The sequence below is a fragment of the Spartinivicinus ruber genome (assembly GCF_011009015.1).
In the GTDB taxonomy this organism is placed as follows: domain Bacteria; phylum Pseudomonadota; class Gammaproteobacteria; order Pseudomonadales; family Zooshikellaceae; genus Spartinivicinus; species Spartinivicinus ruber.
Genome location: NZ_CP048878.1, coordinates 1,834,916 through 1,854,293, shown reverse-complemented (window position 1 = coordinate 1,854,293; position 19,378 = coordinate 1,834,916). Strand labels below are relative to the sequence as shown.

General features: G+C 40.2%; 14 protein-coding genes. 11 read left to right on the top strand and 3 right to left on the bottom strand.

All coding sequences use genetic code 11. The features are described from left to right. Positions 1-43: 43 nt before the first annotated feature. The gene (locus G4Y78_RS08755) at positions 44-1,837 is read right to left on the bottom strand and encodes a hypothetical protein (RefSeq protein WP_163832662.1); all 1,794 of its coding nucleotides are present in this window, start codon (positions 1,835-1,837) and stop codon (positions 44-46) included. A gap of 307 nt (positions 1,838-2,144) precedes the next feature. Between G4Y78_RS08755 and G4Y78_RS08750 the strand changes: the two genes are divergently transcribed. From G4Y78_RS08750 to G4Y78_RS08735, 4 genes are all read left to right on the top strand, one after another. Further along, the gene (locus G4Y78_RS08750; RefSeq protein ID WP_163832661.1) at positions 2,145-3,860 is read left to right on the top strand and encodes a ribonucleoside triphosphate reductase; all 1,716 of its coding nucleotides are present in this window, start codon (positions 2,145-2,147) and stop codon (positions 3,858-3,860) included. A gap of 13 nt (positions 3,861-3,873) precedes the next feature. Next, positions 3,874-4,041, top strand: a complete 168-nt coding sequence (gene nrdD / locus G4Y78_RS31330; protein WP_163832660.1) for an anaerobic ribonucleoside-triphosphate reductase — start codon at positions 3,874-3,876, stop codon at positions 4,039-4,041. 7 nt (positions 4,042-4,048) lie between these two features. Beyond that, positions 4,049-4,741: an anaerobic ribonucleoside-triphosphate reductase activating protein gene (locus tag G4Y78_RS08740; protein ID WP_163832659.1), complete on the top strand. Its 693-nt coding sequence runs from the start codon at positions 4,049-4,051 to the stop codon at positions 4,739-4,741. A gap of 216 nt (positions 4,742-4,957) precedes the next feature. Then, positions 4,958-5,686 carry a substrate-binding periplasmic protein gene (locus G4Y78_RS08735; RefSeq protein ID WP_163832658.1) on the top strand — a complete coding sequence of 243 codons (729 nt, stop codon included), beginning with the start codon at positions 4,958-4,960 and terminating at the stop codon, positions 5,684-5,686. Here the strand turns inward: G4Y78_RS08735 and narL are convergent, their stop codons facing one another. Continuing rightward, a complete protein-coding gene (gene narL / locus G4Y78_RS08730; RefSeq protein WP_163832657.1) occupies positions 5,687-6,337 on the bottom strand; it encodes a two-component system response regulator NarL in 651 nt (216 codons plus the stop codon). A 3-nt stretch (positions 6,338-6,340) separates the two neighbouring features. Continuing rightward, the gene (locus G4Y78_RS08725; protein ID WP_163832656.1) at positions 6,341-8,185 is read right to left on the bottom strand and encodes a histidine kinase; all 1,845 of its coding nucleotides are present in this window, start codon (positions 8,183-8,185) and stop codon (positions 6,341-6,343) included. Positions 8,186-8,532: 347 nt separating this feature from the next. On the opposite strand from G4Y78_RS08725, the gene G4Y78_RS08720 reads away from it, so the two are divergent. The 7 genes from G4Y78_RS08720 to G4Y78_RS08690 all read left to right on the top strand — a co-directional run bounded on the left by G4Y78_RS08720 (position 8,533) and on the right by G4Y78_RS08690 (position 19,354). Further along, positions 8,533-9,798 (top strand): MFS transporter, encoded by a 1,266-nt coding sequence (locus G4Y78_RS08720; protein ID WP_163832655.1) that lies wholly within the window; start codon positions 8,533-8,535, stop codon positions 9,796-9,798. A 12-nt stretch (positions 9,799-9,810) separates the two neighbouring features. Then, the gene (locus tag G4Y78_RS08715) at positions 9,811-11,478 is read left to right on the top strand and encodes an MFS transporter (RefSeq protein ID WP_163832654.1); all 1,668 of its coding nucleotides are present in this window, start codon (positions 9,811-9,813) and stop codon (positions 11,476-11,478) included. A gap of 293 nt (positions 11,479-11,771) precedes the next feature. Next, a complete protein-coding gene (locus tag G4Y78_RS08710) occupies positions 11,772-15,533 on the top strand; it encodes a nitrate reductase subunit alpha (RefSeq protein WP_163832653.1) in 3,762 nt (1,253 codons plus the stop codon). A gap of 39 nt (positions 15,534-15,572) precedes the next feature. Further along, positions 15,573-17,108: a nitrate reductase subunit beta gene (gene narH, locus G4Y78_RS08705; protein WP_163832652.1), complete on the top strand. Its 1,536-nt coding sequence runs from the start codon at positions 15,573-15,575 to the stop codon at positions 17,106-17,108. Positions 17,109-17,111: 3 nt separating this feature from the next. Then, positions 17,112-17,849, top strand: coding sequence for a nitrate reductase molybdenum cofactor assembly chaperone (narJ, locus tag G4Y78_RS08700; RefSeq protein WP_163832651.1), 738 nt, complete (start codon positions 17,112-17,114; stop codon positions 17,847-17,849). Beyond that, positions 17,846-18,523 carry a respiratory nitrate reductase subunit gamma gene (gene narI, locus G4Y78_RS08695; protein WP_163832650.1) on the top strand — a complete coding sequence of 226 codons (678 nt, stop codon included), beginning with the start codon at positions 17,846-17,848 and terminating at the stop codon, positions 18,521-18,523. The genes narJ and narI overlap by 4 nt, the downstream gene beginning before the upstream one ends. A gap of 6 nt (positions 18,524-18,529) precedes the next feature. Beyond that, positions 18,530-19,354: a peptidylprolyl isomerase gene (locus tag G4Y78_RS08690; RefSeq protein WP_163832649.1), complete on the top strand. Its 825-nt coding sequence runs from the start codon at positions 18,530-18,532 to the stop codon at positions 19,352-19,354. Positions 19,355-19,378 lie beyond the last annotated feature (24 nt).

Below are 19,378 nucleotides of genomic sequence, written 5' to 3'. Positions count from 1 at the left end.
AACATTGTTACCCAGCGTTACGCATGCACCACTAGCCTTCGCTTCATTTATATCTATAAACTATCCGACCTGCTCTTTCAGTAAGTCGATTAATACCCCCAGTAATACCTTTTTTATTTGGGCTGGTTTTAAAGTTGCGCACACTCCCTTCCTCTAACCCCAGCTGTTTATCAAGCAACTTTTCTAAAGCCTTGCGCTTCAGCATAACAAAACCAAACCGAATAGCTGATTTATTTTTTAGTTTACGAGAAATCTTTAGTAGCCGGTCTGCTAGTTCAACCCGAAACAATAAAGCATTCTTATCAAGTTGTTGGCTTTTTCCTTCAGTTATTAATAGTTCATTCAGTTTATCAGTCTGTTCATACATAATTTTAATGCTACTGATAATATCGTTTTTGCGATTGTAGTGAATAGTGTGCTGCCAATCGGAAGAACGCGCTACAAACGCCCACCATTTTGCCCTGAATTTCTGAAAGGACAGTTTGACCTTACCTGATTGACTGTCATCGGCAGGCATATAATCACGCCAACTGATCTGACGATTTTCCAGCCGTTCAAGCAGGCTAATGGCTTTACCTGTATCTGAAACTGCTTTATAACCAGTTAATGCCGAGCTTAAATCTTTAACAGTATCGACATATTGACCCAGACGATTTACATAACTCTGATAGTGCATTAATTGCTCTCTAAGCTGCTTTATTCCGTCCTTAGTCGCCAAATGGGTTTGTTGCTGATCTAATGATTCCCGACATTTACTTAGTTCAATTTTTAACGCTTGTAAGTCTCGTATTTTATAATCGACGGGATGATTACGAAAATGGTTATCTGCTTTGGTAGCAATTTGCTGAATTGCCTGCTCAAACAAACCACCTCGGCTAATCGCTGCGACTTGCTTTTGATAAGTTTCCAGGCGTTGAAGTAACTGGCGAAGCAGTAGTGTCTCATGCTCAATCACTTCAGCAGCCCGCTGGGTATTCGCTCGAATTCTTAACTGGCTATGATAAGATTTAGTTGCTGTGGTTTCAGTAAAAGGATTATCGTGTGGTTTAAACAAAACACGGTATTTTTTGGTGGTATTATTTTTTTCTGAGCCGATAACATCTACATACTTGATCAATGTATTAATAACTACCTGATCCCCTTTTAATAGCAGTTTAGTTAGCATAGATTTGTTTGAGTTATGGGATTTTTCTTCCGTAATAGTGTCATACCCCACTAGCCTATTCAAATAATTGGCTAAACCCTGTACAGTGTTAGGGAAAGGTTCTTTTACCTTAATTCTGCCGTCCTCAATAATAAGAGCCCCCTCAGGCATTTGTCCCTGAAGCTTATTAAATACAGCTAAATGTTTTGGAGAAGCCCATTTGCCATTAACAGGCCTTTGTTCATTACCTGTTTTAGCAAAATAACCGACAGGGTCTTTGGGCAAACGTCTTAACTTGGATTTAATCTCCCATTTTCCATAATGTAAAACATAATTATTCAGTACCGTTTCCAGGTGCTGTTTAATTAGCTCTCTTCCCTGCTCATCAATGGCGACGCCATGATCATCTATAATACAACTACTTACTAACTGTTGTGCATCACTTGTGGCAGCCACCAGTTCAGTATTGACTGCATCCAACCCAGTCAGCATATGCTGTTGTGGAGGGTAATGAACTTGCTGTTGAAATAGCCGTTGTGCCGCCGCAGACTCATTCAACTGGATAACATTTTCCTGAGGCGCTTGGTCAACTGGTTGATTGGCAGATGATGAAGGTAACTGCTCCAAACCATCCACACTGGAACCTGAGTCGATAGAACCGTTGCCTAAGTAACTACTGAGAGAATTTGTCATGGTTTACTTCCCATACCAATGGCAGACACCCTTATCATAACCAATAGTGGTGAGTACTAATCTACTAAAAAAGGCTGTTCTATTTTATACCCTCTTATTCCTGCCTTTTTCATATCTTATGACTAATTACTATTCGGCCAGCTTTGCTGAGCCACATGGATAACTTCTATATCAGGTGTAGTACTTCCTTCTTTAAGTAGTAACCCACTAAAGCTTTGACTTAAGTCAAATACAATAAATGGTATAAATATCTATATAACCATACTATATATAGTATACATCACTCATTGTTTAGCAGTTAAAAATCATGTTAAGTACAAATACTGTCGAATCCCTACCACTCTTGGATATACACCACACCTACCAGGAATATTTGACCAAGCAAGACTGGCGGATCAAAGCCAATGCTAACCAAGGTTATTCTTTAGGTGGTCTGATTTTAAACACTTCAGGCAAAATGACTGCCCACTACTGGCTCTACAGCCTTTACCCCGAAGCAGTGAGAAGTGCACATATCAATGCTGACTTTCACATTCACGACCTAGACATGTTGGGTGGTTATTGTGCTGGCTGGTCATTACGCCAACTGTTGTACGAAGGGTTTAATGGAGTCGCGGGTAAAGTGGAGTCAGCACCACCCAAACACATATCAACAGCACTGGGGCAAATTGTTAACTTTTTAGGTACTTTGCAAAACGAATGGGCTGGTGCACAAGCTTTCAGTTCATTTGATACTTATCTAGCGCCATATATTCGTAAAGATCAACTAAATTACCAACAAGTTAAACAGCTGATACAGGAGTTTATTTATAACCTCAATATTCCTTCACGCTGGGGTACCCAAACTCCCTTTACTAATTTAACGTTTGATTGGACCTGTCCTACAGATCTGCAAACACAAATTCCTATTATTGCAGGTGAAGAGCAGCCTTTTAGCTATGGTGAGCTTAGCAACGAAATGGCTATGATCAATCAAGCCTTTATTGAGGTAATGACCGAAGGAGATGATAAAGGTCGAGTGTTTACCTTTCCTATCCCTACTTACAATATTACCCCTGACTTCGACTGGGAATCCGAAAATACTGAGCGCTTATTTGCTATGACCGCTCGATATGGCTTGCCTTATTTTCAAAATTTTTTAAATTCCGACCTAAAACCTCATATGGTACGCTCCATGTGCTGCCGCTTACAACTCGACGTACGAGAGCTGCTAAAAAGAGGCAATGGGTTATTTGGCTCTGCGGAACAAACTGGCTCATTGGGCGTGGTTACTATTAATTGTGCCCGGCTGGGTTATTTACATAAAGGCGACAAACAAGCTTTATTTCAACAGTTAGATTACTTATTAAATACTGCCAAAGAAAGCCTGGAAATTAAACGTCATGTAGTACAACAACTGATGGATGAAGGCTTATACCCTTATACCAAACGCTATTTAGGGACCTTACGGAATCATTTTGCTACTATTGGGGTCAACGGTATAAACGAAATGGTTCGTAATTTTAGTAATGATCAGGAAGATATTACCACCAACCAAGGCCAGCAGTTAGCCTCAGAGTTACTGGCTCATATCAAAACTAAAATTGTTGAATTTCAACAGCAAACAGGGCAACTCTATAACCTGGAAGCCACTCCAGCAGAAGGCACTGCCTATCGCTTTGCCAAAGAAGACCAAAAACGGTTTACCGATATTATTCAGTGTGGGCCTGCCGATGCTCCCTACTATACCAACTCCAGTCAATTACCCGTGGGTTACACCGATGACCCATTTTTAGCCTTGGAGATGCAGGAACCACTTCAACGAGCTTATACCGGCGGGACCGTACTACACCTTTATATGGCCGAGCCTATTTCCAGCAGTATCAGTTGTCGTAAATTGGTTAAAGCTGCGTTAAGCAACTTTAAAGTCCCTTATATTACGATTACCCCTACTTTTTCTATTTGCCCTGTGCATGGTTATTTACCAGGCGAACACGAGTTTTGTCCAAAGTGCGATCAAGCAATTATCGCCAATGATCTTTAATAAGGAGCAATTAATGGCCAAACAAACTTTAAACAATCATCCAAAAAGACAACGCTGCGAAGTCTGGACCCGGGTAATGGGCTACCATCGCCCCACTGTCGCTTTCAACCCAGGTAAATTATCTGAACACAATGACAGATGCTTTTTTATAGAAGACAAAGAAAACATACGCAAAACGTAGGGTAACAATGAAAGCAATTCAAATAGGGGGAATAACCCCCCTTACCACCATTGATTTTCCCGACCATTTGGCAACAGTGCTATATTGCCAAGGTTGTAATTTACGCTGTCAGTATTGTCATAATCCAGAGTTAATTAAAATCTGTTCTGGAGCCTATCAATGGCTGGCTATTCAACATTTTTTAACACGACGAGTGAATTTAGTTGAAGCAATCGTTTTCAGTGGTGGTGAACCATTAATTCAACCAGGGTTAGTCGAGGCTATACAATGGTGCAAACAACAGGGGTTTAAAGTAGGGTTACATACCAGTGGTAGTCTCCCTAAACATTTTAAAGCTATTTTACCGCAACTGGACTGGGTGGGTTTTGACTATAAAGCACCTCCCTCGGTCGCGACAGTTATTACTGGTAACCGAGCTTACTATAAAAAATGCTTAAGTAGTTTAAATAGCCTATTGCAATCGAACATACCTTATGAAATTAGAACCACCATTAATTGCCAGCTATTGTCCCCTGACCAACTACTTTCAATAGCTGTCACTTTAGCCTCATACAAGGTTAAGCACTGGATATTACAGTCCTTTAGACCGGGCAATATTCTCAACACTGAACTTAACCAGAAAAGTCACTATTATCATTTAGAACAGCTATTACCTGACATAAAACAATATGTTGCTAACACACAGATCCGTTATTATTAAATAATGAAATATAATCTGCACTGTATCGAATAGATAAATTTAATAAGGCGATACAAGGTGACTCCCCATCTATAATCGCACATGATAGCGAGTTCAATGGCTATTGGTTCAGTAAACCTGGCATGAATTAAAAGAAATCTGCTGTTGTCTATTCAAATAAAGTTAGCTAATATTTATGTATGGCCTATTTATTCTAAAAGGGTATACATTTTTGCAATGAAATTCTTTGCTTTCTTTATTATTGCCTTGTACCAACCTACATTACTGGCAGAAAGCATTGATATCATTGTAGAAAACTATCCACCCTACGCTTACAAAGAAAATGGGAAATTTACTGGGCTATCGACAGATATAACTCAACATATACTTAAAGATTCTGGTATCAAAGTCAAATCGTGGGCATTTGCCCCTTGGAAACGAGCATTTCTATTAGCCACTGAAAAGCCGGGTACATTACTTTATACGGTCGTTCGAAAGCCGAATCGAGAAAAACTGTTTCATTGGATTGGTCCTATCAGTGATCGAAACATTTACATTTACAAACTCAAGAAAAGGCAAGATATTAAAGCTTCATCACTTGAAGAGATTAAATCGAAAGGCTATACCATTGGAACAGTAATTGGTACAGCAGCAACAGAACAACTAAAAAGTGAGGGGCTAAACGTTACAGAAACTGTCAACTACGAACAAACTGTACATATGATACTGTTAGGTAGAACAGATCTCGTCGTTTTTTTAGAATATTCACTTGCTTTTTTAGCTAAACAAGCTGGTAGCAATTATGCTGAATTTGAGAAAATACTTTTATTAGACGGTTCTAAAAAATACTATATCGTTATCCAAAAAAATACTGATCCCAATATTGTTGAAAGGCTTCAGCAGTCTTTTGATAAACTAAAGAGTAGTGGCACACTCACTGAGATCCAAAGACAATACTTACAATAATCAACTTATCCGGTTCTCCACTAACCACACAGCTGCCTCAACCCGAGACTTCATATTCAGCTTGCTTAATACTCTTTTAACATGCACTTTCACTGTTCCTTCTGATATCTTTAGCTTACGAGCAATCAGTTTATTACTTTGTCCTGCGGCAATTAGTTTTAGTACCTGTTTTTCCCTACTGGTCAAATCATTAATATTGGCTTTATGTATGGTTGACTTATGCCGTATTGCAGAAGCAAGAATATTAGTGAGCTCTGGACTAATCGCCATTTGGCCAGTTAATGCCTGGCGCAACTGCTCAACAATCTGCTCAGGCTCCATATCCTTTAATAGATAACCATCAGCCCCCCATTTAAAAGCCTCAACTACATCTTCCTGAGCATCAGAAACAGTAAACATCAGGATACGTGCATCTATATCTGCTGCCCGTAAAGCCTTTAAGGTATCAATCCCACTGAAGCCAGGCATATTCAAGTCTAATAAAATTAAATCTGGTTCATACTGCTGAGCCAATTCGACAGCTTGTTTTCCATCACCGCATTCCGCTACGGGGTTAAAATCAACTTCTAACTCCAACAACTGAATTAACCCCTTACGTAACATTGGGTGGTCATCAATAATAATGATGTCGCTCACTACCATATCGCTCATATTTTATACTAACTCACCTAATTCTTGTTGGTTTCTAGTTGTCTGTTGTGGAGTAAACTCAACTTTAACTTCTGTACCACCCTCAGTAGAACGCCTTAAAGTTAAAACCCCTTGCAAACTGTTAGCTCGCTCTTGAATAATAATTAGCCCGTAGTGATTAGGCTTTTCTGTGTTCAAATCAATGCCGATCCCATCATCTACAATAGCCAGCTCCACCTGACCATTAGCCGTTTCCGAAAGGTATACAGTCACCCTACTTGCATTGGAATGCCTGATCGCGTTGGATAAGGCTTCTCTCGCAATCTGTAAACAATGAATTTCTTCATGTGCTGTTAAATGACTTTGCTGCAGTTGATAATCCAAGTGCAACGTGATGTGTGTTTGTTGTTGATATTCCTCTATTGTACCTTTCAACGCTTGCTCAAGCCCTGGCGCATCTATTTTTAAACGGAATGTGCTGAGTAGCTCCCGCAAATGACGATAAGCAGAATTTAGCCCTTGCTGTATTTCATTAATTGTCTTTTCCAACACATCAGGATCTGCCTGTGCACTTATTAGTTTCCGTAACCGAGCAACCTGTAATTTTTGGTAGGACAAAGACTGAGCTAGCGAGTCATGTAACTCACGGGCAATCACCGCACGTTCATTCATCATTGCCAGCCTGGCCTTTTGCTCAATAAACTGATTATGGTTACAAGCTGTTGCGACCATATCAGTAAATGCTTGTAACAACTGCAATTGCCAATCAGTAATGGAGGTGTTCACTTCTGTTTCGACTAATAGCTCTCCATAACAATCAACCTTATTTTTTATTGCAAGGCTAATTAATTGAGACTGCTTTAAATCACCTTGTATTTCCCTTCTTTCTTGACATCCTTCACAATCGGGCAACTGACAAAATGGTGGTCGTTTATTTTGGTCAGAAGATAATAATTGATTAAATGGTTCACTTTTAGTTAATTCCAAACAAGTAGATATTCGTTTTAAACCTGTTACCTGTTGTAAACGTTCCAAGCATTTAACCAAACTGGTTTGGATTTCCTGTGGAAAGTCATTCAGCCAACGACTAGTTTCATATAGGGTTTCCAGCACTCGATTGGTTCTTTGTAATGTTGCTGTTTTTTGTTCTACCCGCTGTTCCAGCTCACTATTTAACTGAGTAAGATGATCTAGCATCTGGTTAAAAGTATTGCTGAGTAATCCTAGTTCATCAGCACTTTGATAAGGAGAACGCTGCTCAAAATCACCATCCCTTATCGCACTGGCCGTTTGCACCAGCTCTTTTAAAGGAGCCATTAGTCGTGTATGTAAATTATACATGGCAATAAAAATAACTAATAAAGTTAAGAATAAAGTAACAACTTGAATAGCTCTTAAGGTGTAAATTTTTGTTTCAGAGACAACTTCTAAGTGTTTTACCAGCTCATCAATACCATTAACAAAACTTTCCACCTGCTGAAAATGAATAAATGCTAAATCTGAAGAAAGACTTGTTAGCAATTGTGGCTTTAAGCTTTGCCAACGGTTTACAACCCGTTGATAACTATTATCAACTTGATCATCTAATTGACTGGTAACAACATGTTGTAATATAGGGTTGAATAGGCGCTGCTCAAAATTATTAATCGCTTGCTTAATTGTTGCTGGTGGCTCTTTTCGTTGTAATAAGGTGACAATACGATAACTTTGCATGCGAAGCGATCCTGATAAATTTATTGCAAAGCTGTCTCCTTCAGCTGAATCAGCAATAATGACTGAACTAATCATACTTACCAAACCTAAGGTGACGACTGCGGCAAAAGCCACTCCAACTCGGGTTAATAAGCTATATTGTTTTTTTTCAACCATAGTAATTATCTAATTCAGACTTAAGTGAAATTAACTATATCTCAAATCACCAATTTTTTTATGCCAAACATAATTAATGAGAATCATTTTTATTAATCCAGCCATACTATGTAACCCCGCAAGCATACCTCTAAAGAGACTATACTGCTGCCTTTAGCCCCTTCTATTTCAATAAAAAATAAAAAATTCTTATTTTTCAATATATTATACTAAACTGCTAGCATACCTCTAAATAGGTATTTATTGTTGTTTGACAACTATCCACAAAAACAACTATTGACCGAGATCAACTATAGTTCCATTAACCTCCCCTAACTTCAGGGTATGCAGTCGTAAAGGAGGTTAATATGCTTAGCCATACCCAAAAGCAATGGTCGGTCCTTTCCATGAACACCGTGGCCTTTGCAGCAAATTTTGCTGTATGGACCATGTTCTCTATCATTGGAATAAAAATCAAACAGGAACTGAATTTATCAGATACTGAGTTTGGTATTTTAGTTGCTACCCCTATTCTTACTGGCTCTATTACCCGTTTACCTCTCGGAATAATGACTGATCGCTTTGGTGGCCGGATTGTCTTTTTTATTCACATGTTGTTGGTTGCCATACCAACTTATGGTTTAGCTTTTGCCTCTGAATATTGGCAGTACCTTGTCATTGGTTTATTTGTTGGCTTAGCAGGTGGCTCTTTTGCTATTGGTATCGCTTATACCTCAGCCTGGTTTGAAAAAGACCGACAAGGCACAGCCATGGGGATTTTTGGTGCAGGCAATGCCGGTGCAGCCATTACTAACTTAGTGGCTCCAATGATTGTTGTTGCACTTGGCTGGAGGGCTGTACCTCAGATTTATTCTGTTGCAATGGTCATCATGGCAGTGATTTTTTGGTTTTTTACCTTTAATGATCCCGCCCATGAAGAACGAAAAAAATCAGGCAAACATATCTCATTAGCTGCTCAGCTAGCCCCATTAAAAGAAATTAGGGTTTGGCGGTTTGGTCTTTACTACTACTTTGTTTTTGGTGGGTTTGTCGCCTTAGCACTATGGTTACCAAAATACTATGTTGGTGAATATGAGTTAGACTTAAAAACTGCTTCATTTATTACCATGTTATTTACCTTACCATCAGGTGTTATTCGTGCCTTAGGCGGCTGGTTATCTGATAAATTTGGTGCACGATCAATAAATTGGGCCGTTTTCTGGGTATCACTGGTTTGTTTATTCTTTATATCTTACCCACAAACTACCATGATTATTCACGGTATTGAGGGAGATGTGCACTTTAAAGTGGGCCTTAATATCTGGGTATTTACTGTCTTAGTCTTCCTGATAGGTATCGCCCAAGGTATCGGTAAAGCCTCTGTTTATCGCATTATCCACGATTATTATCCAGCTAATATGGGGTCAGTCGGTGGCATGGTAGGTGTTATTGGCGGCTTAGGCGGCTTTACTTTACCCATTATTTTCGGCATTGCAAATGATTGGATCGGCGTACGCAGTTCTTGTTTTATGGTGTTATTCGGTATTGTCGCCATTTGCATGATTTTAATGAATATTGCCATTCGCAAGCTACGAAAAGCAGAAGGTTTAGAACTAGACGAAAGTGTTTATTAATAGGAGCACGACATGTCAGAGACTATTCATACATCCAACCCTACCCCAGCTGCTGCTTCTAAGAGTGCAGATATTACTAACTGGGATGTTGAAAATACAGAGTTCTGGGAGTCCAAAGGTAAAAAAATTGCTAACCGAAACCTATGGATTTCTATTCCCAGTTTATTATGTGGTTTTGCCGTATGGCTGTACTGGGGAATTATTACCGTTCAAATGCTAAACCTGGGATTTCCATTTGAGAAATCAGAGCTATTTACATTAATGGCTATTGCCGGATTAACAGGTGCTACTTTACGTATTCCTTCCAGCTTTTTTATTCGCCTAGCAGGAGGAAGAAATACTATTTTCTTTACTACTGCCTTATTAATGATTCCTGCCTTTGGTACTGGAATAGCCCTGCAATCAAAGGATACACCACTTTGGGTATTTCAGTTACTTGCCCTATTATCAGGATTTGGCGGCGGCAACTTTGCCTCATCCATGTCAAATATCAGTTACTTTTTCCCAAAAAAAATGCAAGGGTTAGCCCTTGGCCTTAATGCAGGGTTAGGTAATTTTGGCGTTACCACCATGCAAATCCTAGTACCCTTAATGATGACGTTTGGGGTATTTGGAGCATTGGGTGGTGATTCAATGACTCTACAAAACACCTCTGGTACATTAATTGGCAAAATTCCAGCCGGTTCCGAAACTTGGATTCAAAATGCGGGTTTTGTTTGGCTATTATTTTTAATCCCTCTTGCCTTTGCCGGTTGGTTTGGTATGAACAATATCCGGACTCCAGAAGTTTCTCCGGATATAGGCTCACCCTTTAAAGCTTTCTCTATTATCACCTGCATGCTGTTGGTTGGTTTTATTACTGCCATCATAGGCTTATGGTTACTGCTACCAGAAAGAGCTAATGGTTCTGGCTTTAACGTGCCAAAAGAAATTGTATTGGTGATCGTGATTGCATCAACCGTATTTTTACTCAAACTATTTCCAGGTGATATCAAACAGAATCTCACTCGTCAGTACCAAATTTTTGGTCATCAGCATACTTGGGTAATGAGTGTTATCTACACCATGACCTTTGGTTCTTTTATTGGATTTTCTGCAGCCTTTCCATTAGCCATTAAAGTAATTTTTGGTTACTCCCATATAGCAGGGGCAGATGGAGTCTTAACCCATGATACAGTTAACCCTAATGGTCCTTCAGCATTAATGTATGCATGGATGGGTCCATTTATTGGTGCATTAATTCGTCCAGTTGGCGGTTGGATTGCTGATAAAGTCGGTGGCGCATTAGTTACCCAAGTTGTGTCTGTTGTGATGGTATTGAGCGCGTTAGGTGTTGCTTATTATATGAAAGCCGCTTATGCCTCAGCCACACCAGAAGAATATTTTGTACCTTTCTTTCTGCTATTCTTAGTGTTATTTGCCGCTACCGGTATTGGCAATGGCTCCACCTTCCGCACCATTGCAATGGTATTTAATAAAGAACAAGCTGGCCCCGTTTTGGGCTGGACTTCTGCAGTGGCTGCTTATGGTGCATTTTATATTCCTAAGGTATTTGGGGAACAAATTAAAGCAACTACACCAGAGTACGCTTTATATGGGTTCGCGGCTTTTTATGGCTTATGTATTCTGATTAATTGGTGGTTTTATTTAAGGCCCGGAGCTGAACATAAAAACCCATAAGACAGTACATAGATTGTATTTATGGTTAACTCTATGAAAACAGTGAACAGAAGTGGATTAAGTGTCAGATATGGAATAATAGGGTATTTCTCTGCCACTCTTGAAGGGCCATCCATGCCCTATCAAGGGCTAAAAAGACACCTTTGTCTTACTTAGCTACGAAAGACCCTATCACTCCATATCCATTAACATCTACAAACCCTTCTACAGGTGATAAGAAAAAACTAGAGTTTAACCATAACTGTGAATGCCTGAATAGTAGAAATAAGTTTGGCTACTATGGAGATAATAAAATGAGTCTCTTACTTGATAGACTACAGTTCTTTAAGAAAAAAATCGGTGAGTTTTCTGATGGGCATGGTGAAACCACCAATGAAAGCCGTGCCTGGGAAAACAGTTATCGTCGTCGCTGGCAGCACGATAAAATTGTCCGCTCAACGCATGGTGTTAATTGTACAGGCTCCTGCAGTTGGAAAATTTATGTAAAAGATGGCTTGGTGACCTGGGAAACCCAACAAACTGACTACCCAAGAACCCGCCCAGATTTACCTAATCATGAGCCCCGTGGTTGTCCTCGTGGTGCCAGCTTTAGTTGGTATATTTACAGTGCCAACCGACTTAAATACCCTAAAGTACGTAAGCCATTATTAAAACTATGGCGGGAAGCAAGGAAAACTCTACAGCCGGTTGCTGCCTGGGAATCCATAGTTTCTGCCCCAGAAAAAACCAAACAATATAAAACAAAACGGGGCATGGGTGGGTTTGTTCGCTCATCTTGGGATGAAGTCAACGAAATTATTGCAGCAGCTAATGTCCATACCGCTAAAAAATACGGCCCTGACCGTATTATTGGTTTCTCTCCCATTCCTGCCATGTCAATGGTCTCTTATGCAGCTGGCTCACGCTACCTGTCGTTAATTGGTGGCGTTTGCATGAGCTTTTATGACTGGTACTGTGATTTACCTCCGTCATCACCTATGACTTGGGGTGAACAAACCGACGTACCGGAATCAGCTGATTGGTATAATTCCAATTACATTATTGCCTGGGGTTCCAACGTTCCACAAACTCGTACCCCTGATGCTCACTTTTTTACAGAAGTTCGTTATAAAGGCGCTAAAACCGTTAGCATTACCCCAGATTACTCCGAAGTAGCCAAATTAACCGATATTTGGTTAAATCCAAAACAAGGGACTGATGCAGCATTAGGAATGGCCTTTGGTCATGTTATTTTAAAAGAGTTTCATCTTGATAAACCTAGTGAATACTTTACTGATTATATTCGTCGTTATTCTGATATGCCCATGTTGGTATTATTAGAAGAGTATGAAGGCAAAATCCTAAAACCTACCCGTTTTTTAAGAGCATCTGATCTTGTCGACAATCTAGATCAGGATAATAATCCTGAATGGAAAACCATTGCCTTTGATGAGAATACGAATAAGTTAGTGTCACCACAAGGCAGTATTGGCTATCGCTGGGGAGAACAAGGCAAATGGAATTTAGAAAATAAAGAGGGCAAATCAGGAAAAGAGGCTAAACTGCAACTTTCTCTTATCGATGGAACGAAGAATACCGTTGATGTGGCCTTTCCCCATTTTGCCGCCGATGAAAGCAATGAATATTGGAACTATTGTGAACATGATGAAATTTTAGCCCGTAAATTACCTTATAAAGAAATAAAACTAGCTGATGGCAAAAAAGCCAAGGTAGCAACTGTATTTGATTTAACCATTGCCAATTATGGTATTGACCGTGGCTTGGGTGGTGACAATGTTGCTGCCAGTTATGATGATGACATTCCTTTCACCCCAGCTTGGCAAGAAAAAATCACTGGTGTTTCACGAGAAAAAGTTATTCAAGTGGCCAGGGAATTTGCTGATAACGCCGATAAAACCAAAGGCCGTTCAATGGTCATTGTTGGCGCTGCGATGAACCACTGGTATCACATGGATATGAATTACCGTAGTTTGATTAATATGCTCATTATGTGCGGTTGTGTGGGTCAAACTGGCGGAGGTTGGGCACATTATGTAGGTCAGGAAAAATTACGTCCACAAACTGGCTGGCAACCACTCGCCTTTGGCTTAGATTGGAGTCGTCCTCCTCGCCATATGAACTCCACCTCTTTTTTCTATAATCACAGTTCGCAATGGCGTCACGAAAAAGTTAGCATCCATGAAGTACTCTCACCGTTGGTTGATCATAGCCAATGGCCAGAGCATATGTTGGATTACAACATTAAATCAGAGCGGATGGGTTGGTTACCCAGTGCACCACAATTAAATAAAAACCCACTGGAAATTACCAAAGAGGCAGTAAAAGCAGGTAAAGATCCTAAAGATTATTTAGTGGAGCAGCTTAAATCCGGCAATATTCGTTTTGCAGCAGAACAACCTGATAATCCTAATAACTTCCCTCGCTGTTTATTTGTCTGGCGTTCTAATTTATTGGGATCTTCAGGTAAAGGCCATGAATATATGCTGAAGTATTTATTAGGTACCAAAAATGGCGTATTAAATGAAGACAATGCCACTCGTGATGGCATTATTCCTAAAGAAATTGACTTTGAAAAACAAGGTGTTGAAGGCAAATTAGATTTGGTAACAACTCTTGATTTCAGGATGTCTTCAACTGCCTTATATTCCGATATTGTTTTACCTACCGCTACTTGGTATGAAAAAGACGATTTAAATACCTCCGATATGCACCCCTTTATTCACCCTTTATCAAAAGCTGTGGATCCTGCCTGGGAAGCACGCTCTGATTGGGATATTTATAAAGGCATTGCAAAAGCCTTCTCTCAAGTGGCTGAAGGTGAACTTGGGGTAGAAAAAGATATTGTTACCGTGCCAACATTACATGACACTCCAGGAGAACTTGCTCAGCCATTTGAAGTAAAAGACTGGAAAAAAGGCGAGTGCGATCTAATCCCAGGTAAAACTGCACCCAATATGGTAGTGGTTGAACGGGATTATCCAAATACCTATAAAAAGTTCACATCACTTGGTCCTTTGTTAGAAAAAGCTGGGAATGGTGGTAAAGGTATTAGTTGGAATACTGAGGAAGAAGTCGAATTACTTCGGCAATTAAATTACAGCGTAAACGAAGAAGGTGTCAGCAGAGGCCAGCCACAAATTAATACAGCAGTTGATGCTGCAGAAATTATTTTAAGCTTAGCGCCAGAAACCAATGGTAATGTAGCAGTAAAAGCCTGGGATGCCCTTGGTCAAGTGACAGGACGTAACCATAGACACTTAGCGGAACCCAAGCATGAGGAAAAAATCCGCTTTAGGGATGTACAAGCACAACCCAGAAAAATTATTTCTTCGCCTACCTGGTCTGGCTTGGAATCTGAGCATGTGAGTTATAACGCAGGTTATACTAATGTGCATGAATTAATTCCCTGGCGCACCATTACTGGACGACAACAGTTTTACCAAGACCACCTCTGGATGCAGGCTTTTGGCGAGCAAATGGTTTCTTATCGCCCCCCCATTTGCACCAAAACTGTCGACTTTGTAAAAGGCAAACATACCAATGGTCATAAAGAGATTGTGCTAAATTGGATCACCCCTCACCAAAAATGGGGGATTCACAGTACCTACTCTGACAATTTAATTATGCTTACCTTAAATCGAGGTGGCCCGATTATTTGGCTAAGTGAATTAGATGCTGCAGATGCTGGTATCGAAGACAATGACTGGGTAGAAGTATTTAATGCCAATGGTGCTATTGCTTGTCGAGCGGTGGTATCCCAACGGGTAAAACAAGGCATGGTGATGATGTATCACGCGCAGGAGCGGATTGTGAATGTACCCGGCTCTGAAGTCACAGGCACTCGTGGTGGTCACCATAATTCTGTTACCCGGGTGGTACTTAAACCCACCCATATGATTGGTGGCTACGCCCAACAGTCCTATGGTTTTAATTATTACGGCACCGTCGGCTGTAACCGAGATGAGTTTGTAGTGGTCAGAAAAATGGCAAAAGTAGATTGGCTGGATGGCCCAACAGGGCATGAATTACCGCAACCACTGCCTACAAAAATATGACAATACCAATAGCCTGAAGATGTGTGAGGAGCACCTAAAATGAAAATACGCGCACAAGTTGGTATGGTATTAAATCTGGATAAATGCATTGGCTGCCATACCTGCTCAATTACTTGTAAAAATGTTTGGACTTCTCGAGAAGGCATGGAATATGCCTGGTTCAATAACGTCGAAACTAAGCCAGGAGTGGGCTACCCCAAAGAATGGGAAAATCAGGAAAAATGGAAAGGTGGCTGGACTCGTAAAGCGGATGGCACCATTGAGCCCAAAATTGGTGGTAAATTTCGTATTCTTGCGAATATTTTTGCTAACCCTGATTTACCTGAAATTGATGATTATTACGAACCATTTGATTTTGACTACCAACATTTACACACAGCACCACTAGGTGATCATCAACCCACTGCTCGCCCCCGGTCTTTAATTAGCGGCGAGCGCATGGAAAAGATCGAATGGGGGCCTAACTGGGAAGAAATTCTAGGGACTGAGTTTAGAAAGCGCTCAAAAGATAAAAACTTCGATAATATCCAAAAAGAAATTTATGGGCAGTACGAAAATACCTTTATGATGTATTTGCCCAGACTCTGCGAACATTGCCTTAACCCAGCCTGTGTCGCTTCATGCCCTTCTGGTGCTATATATAAACGGGAAGAAGATGGTATTGTGTTAATAGACCAGGACAAGTGTCGTGGTTGGCGGATGTGTATTTCTGGCTGCCCTTATAAAAAAATCTATTTCAATTGGAAAAGCGGTAAATCAGAAAAATGTATTTTCTGCTACCCCCGGATTGAATCAGGAATGCCTACCGTCTGTTCTGAAACCTGCGTTGGACGAATTCGTTATTTAGGTGTTTTACTTTATGATGCCGATAAAATTAAAGAAGCAGCCAGTGCACCTTTAGAACAAGACCTTTACCAAAAACAGCTGGATATTTTCTTAGATCCATGTGATCCAGAAGTCATTAAACAGGCAAAGCTTGATGGTATTGAAGACTCTGTATTAGAGGCTGCACAGCTATCTCCTGTTTATAAATTAGCGGTTGATTGGAAGCTGGCTCTACCTTTACATCCAGAATATCGTACCTTACCCATGGTTTGGTATGTTCCTCCCTTAAGCCCAATTCAACATGCAGCTGAAGCTGGACATATTGGTATGAATGGAATTATTCCAGATGTTGCTAGCTTAAGAATTCCCGTTCGTTATATATCCAACATGCTTACTGCCGGTGACGACAAACCTGTTTTACTTGCACTAAAACGTTTGCTGGCAATGCGGGCATTCAAACGTAGCCAACTTGTTGATCAACAAGTTGATCAAGCCGTGCTGGATGAAGTTGGTTTAACCGTTGCTCAGGTAGAAGACATGTACCGTTATCTGGCAATTGCTAACTATGAAGACCGTTATGTCATCCCAACAGGCCATCGCGAGTCTGCAGTAGAAGATACTTATGGTTACCGTTCTGGCTGTGGCTTCTCTTTTGGTGATGGCTGTCAAAGTAATTCTGGCGTTAGCCTGTTTGGTGGCAAACAAAATGACCAGCGTAATATCATTCAAACTGTAAAAATTGAGGGGTAACGAATGAAAATATTAAAGGTTATTTCATTACTGCTTGATTATCCTTCAACTGAATTACAACAAGGACGAGGTGAGCTTGCTGAAGCCATTGAGCATGATCAGGAATTAAATCCAAAAAACAAAACTGTTTTGATCGATGTGCTAAATCACCTAACCACCACGGATTTAATGGACCGGCAAGAAGAATATGTTGGTTTATTTGACCGAGGCCGTGCTGTTTCGCTGCTATTATTTGAACATGTTCATGGTGAATCCCGTGACCGTGGTCAAGCGATGGTCGATTTAATGGAGCTTTATAAAGAACAAGGCTTTCATATCAGAGTTCGGGAATTACCCGATTATTTGCCACTTTTTCTTGAATTTTTAACTCATCAAGATCAAACCTCTATACAACAGCAACTAACCAATATTGCGCCAATTTTAGCTGTTTTAAAAGTGCGCCTAGCTCAACGTGAGAGCATTTATTCCCGTTGCTTTGAAGTATTACTTGAGCTTGCAGATGTCAAGGTTGATTTAAGCGACCTGCAAAAACAAGTGGCAAATGAAGAGCCTGATTATACTCCCGAGGCCATTGATAAGGTATGGGAAGAAGAGCAAGTGACCTTTGGTTTAGAAGGCAACAGTTGCAACCTTAGTACTAAACCTAAAAAAGCCAAGGAGGAACTGCCAACTCCCATCCATTTTGTAACCAATCCCTCTTCTCGCAATACCACTAACAGTAATAGGGGAGCAAGATCATGACTATCAATTTATTGTTATTTGGCATCTATCCCTATGTCGCGTTAGCCATTTGCTTGATAGGCAGTTGGGCACGCTTTGATTTATCCCAATATACTTGGAAAGCAGGCTCAAGCCAGATGTTGCGAAAGAAAAATATGCGCCTTGCCAGTAACCTGTTCCATGTAGGCGTTATTTTTATTTTGCTCGGCCATGTGGTTGGTTTGTTAACACCAGAGTCAGTTTATCACCATGTTATTTCTACCCCTGCTAAACAATTATTAGCTATGGTATCTGGTGGTATATTCGGCATCTTATGCTTCGTAGGGTTAACTATGTTAATCCACCGCCGTTTAACTGACTCCAGAATTAAAGCTAATACCAGTAAATCTGATTTATTAGTGTTAGTTGTTTTATGGGTACAGCTAGTATTAGGTTTAATTTCAATTCTGGTGTCCTCTCAGCATATGGATGGTTCAGTGATGGTGTTATTGGCTAACTGGGCACAATATATTATTACTCTGCAACCAGCCGCTGCGGCCGCCTCAATATCACCAGTGAGTATTATTTATAAGCTGCATGTGTTCTTGGGAATGACATTATTTATATTGTTCCCATTCACACGGCTTGTACATATTATCAGTGCCCCCGTGTGGTATATCGGTAGGTGTTATCAGGTAGTCAGGCAAAAAGGATAATTTACTATGAATCAACCAGCCTGCTCTCATGCTTCACAACAAACAGCTCCCATTACAATTAATCCTGTTTTCGTCAATGGAGAAGAAATATCAGAACAGGAAATAGCACAGGAAGTACAATATCATCCAGCAGATAATCCTGAAGAAGCTGTGTATTTAGCAACCCAAGCTTTAGTAATAAAACTATTACTTAATCAACAAATAAAAAAACAGCAACTGCCTATAGAACATCGGACCGAAGAGTCTGAAGAAGAAGCCGCTATACGCACATTATTAGAACAAGAAGTAGATATCCCCACTGCTTCAGAACAAGAGTGCAAACAAATCTATGCTACTAACCCAGAACGGTTTACCAGCCCCCCTGTCATAGCGGTTAAACATATTTTATTAGCAGCACCACCAGAAGATACCCCCGCAAGAATGGAAGCTAAACAACAAGCAGAAAAAATAATTAAAGAACTGACTAAAGAACCCGCTCTTTTCAATGAACTTGCTTTATTCCACTCAGCTTGTCCATCTAAAGAGTCTGGCGGTGACTTAGGACAAATTAGTAAAGGGCAAACTACTCCAGAATTTGAACGCCAAGTATTTAAACTAGCACCAGGGCTATCACCTCGACCTATTGAAACGCGTTATGGATATCATGTAGTTTGGGTAACAGCAAAAGCAGAAGGACAGCAGCTACCTTATGAGCAAGTTGAAGCTAAAATCAAAAGCTATTTGCAAACTAAAGTGAGATTAAGGGCTATTCAGCAATATCTGGCGATATTGATGACTGAGGCAGATATAAAGGGGATTACTATTAAGCTAGAGGACTCTGGTTTACTATAGAAAAGTTACTACAGACAAGAAAAA

Excerpts from the sequence above, each read along its gene's own strand:
- G4Y78_RS08755 (WP_163832662.1), bottom strand. The coding sequence starts at position 1,837 with ATGACAAATTCTCTCAGTAGTTACTTAGGCAACGGTTCTATCGACTCA.
- G4Y78_RS08750 (WP_163832661.1), top strand. The coding sequence starts at position 2,145 with ATGTTAAGTACAAATACTGTCGAATCCCTACCACTCTTGGATATACAC.
- nrdD (WP_163832660.1), top strand. The coding sequence starts at position 3,874 with ATGGCCAAACAAACTTTAAACAATCATCCAAAAAGACAACGCTGCGAA.
- G4Y78_RS08740 (WP_163832659.1), top strand. The coding sequence starts at position 4,049 with ATGAAAGCAATTCAAATAGGGGGAATAACCCCCCTTACCACCATTGAT.
- G4Y78_RS08735 (WP_163832658.1), top strand. The coding sequence starts at position 4,958 with ATGAAATTCTTTGCTTTCTTTATTATTGCCTTGTACCAACCTACATTA.
- narL (WP_163832657.1), bottom strand. The coding sequence starts at position 6,337 with ATGAGCGATATGGTAGTGAGCGACATCATTATTATTGATGACCACCCA.
- G4Y78_RS08725 (WP_163832656.1), bottom strand. The coding sequence starts at position 8,185 with ATGGTTGAAAAAAAACAATATAGCTTATTAACCCGAGTTGGAGTGGCT.
- G4Y78_RS08720 (WP_163832655.1), top strand. The coding sequence starts at position 8,533 with ATGCTTAGCCATACCCAAAAGCAATGGTCGGTCCTTTCCATGAACACC.
- G4Y78_RS08715 (WP_163832654.1), top strand. The coding sequence starts at position 9,811 with ATGTCAGAGACTATTCATACATCCAACCCTACCCCAGCTGCTGCTTCT.
- G4Y78_RS08710 (WP_163832653.1), top strand. The coding sequence starts at position 11,772 with ATGAGTCTCTTACTTGATAGACTACAGTTCTTTAAGAAAAAAATCGGT.
- narH (WP_163832652.1), top strand. The coding sequence starts at position 15,573 with ATGAAAATACGCGCACAAGTTGGTATGGTATTAAATCTGGATAAATGC.
- narJ (WP_163832651.1), top strand. The coding sequence starts at position 17,112 with ATGAAAATATTAAAGGTTATTTCATTACTGCTTGATTATCCTTCAACT.
- narI (WP_163832650.1), top strand. The coding sequence starts at position 17,846 with ATGACTATCAATTTATTGTTATTTGGCATCTATCCCTATGTCGCGTTA.
- G4Y78_RS08690 (WP_163832649.1), top strand. The coding sequence starts at position 18,530 with ATGAATCAACCAGCCTGCTCTCATGCTTCACAACAAACAGCTCCCATT.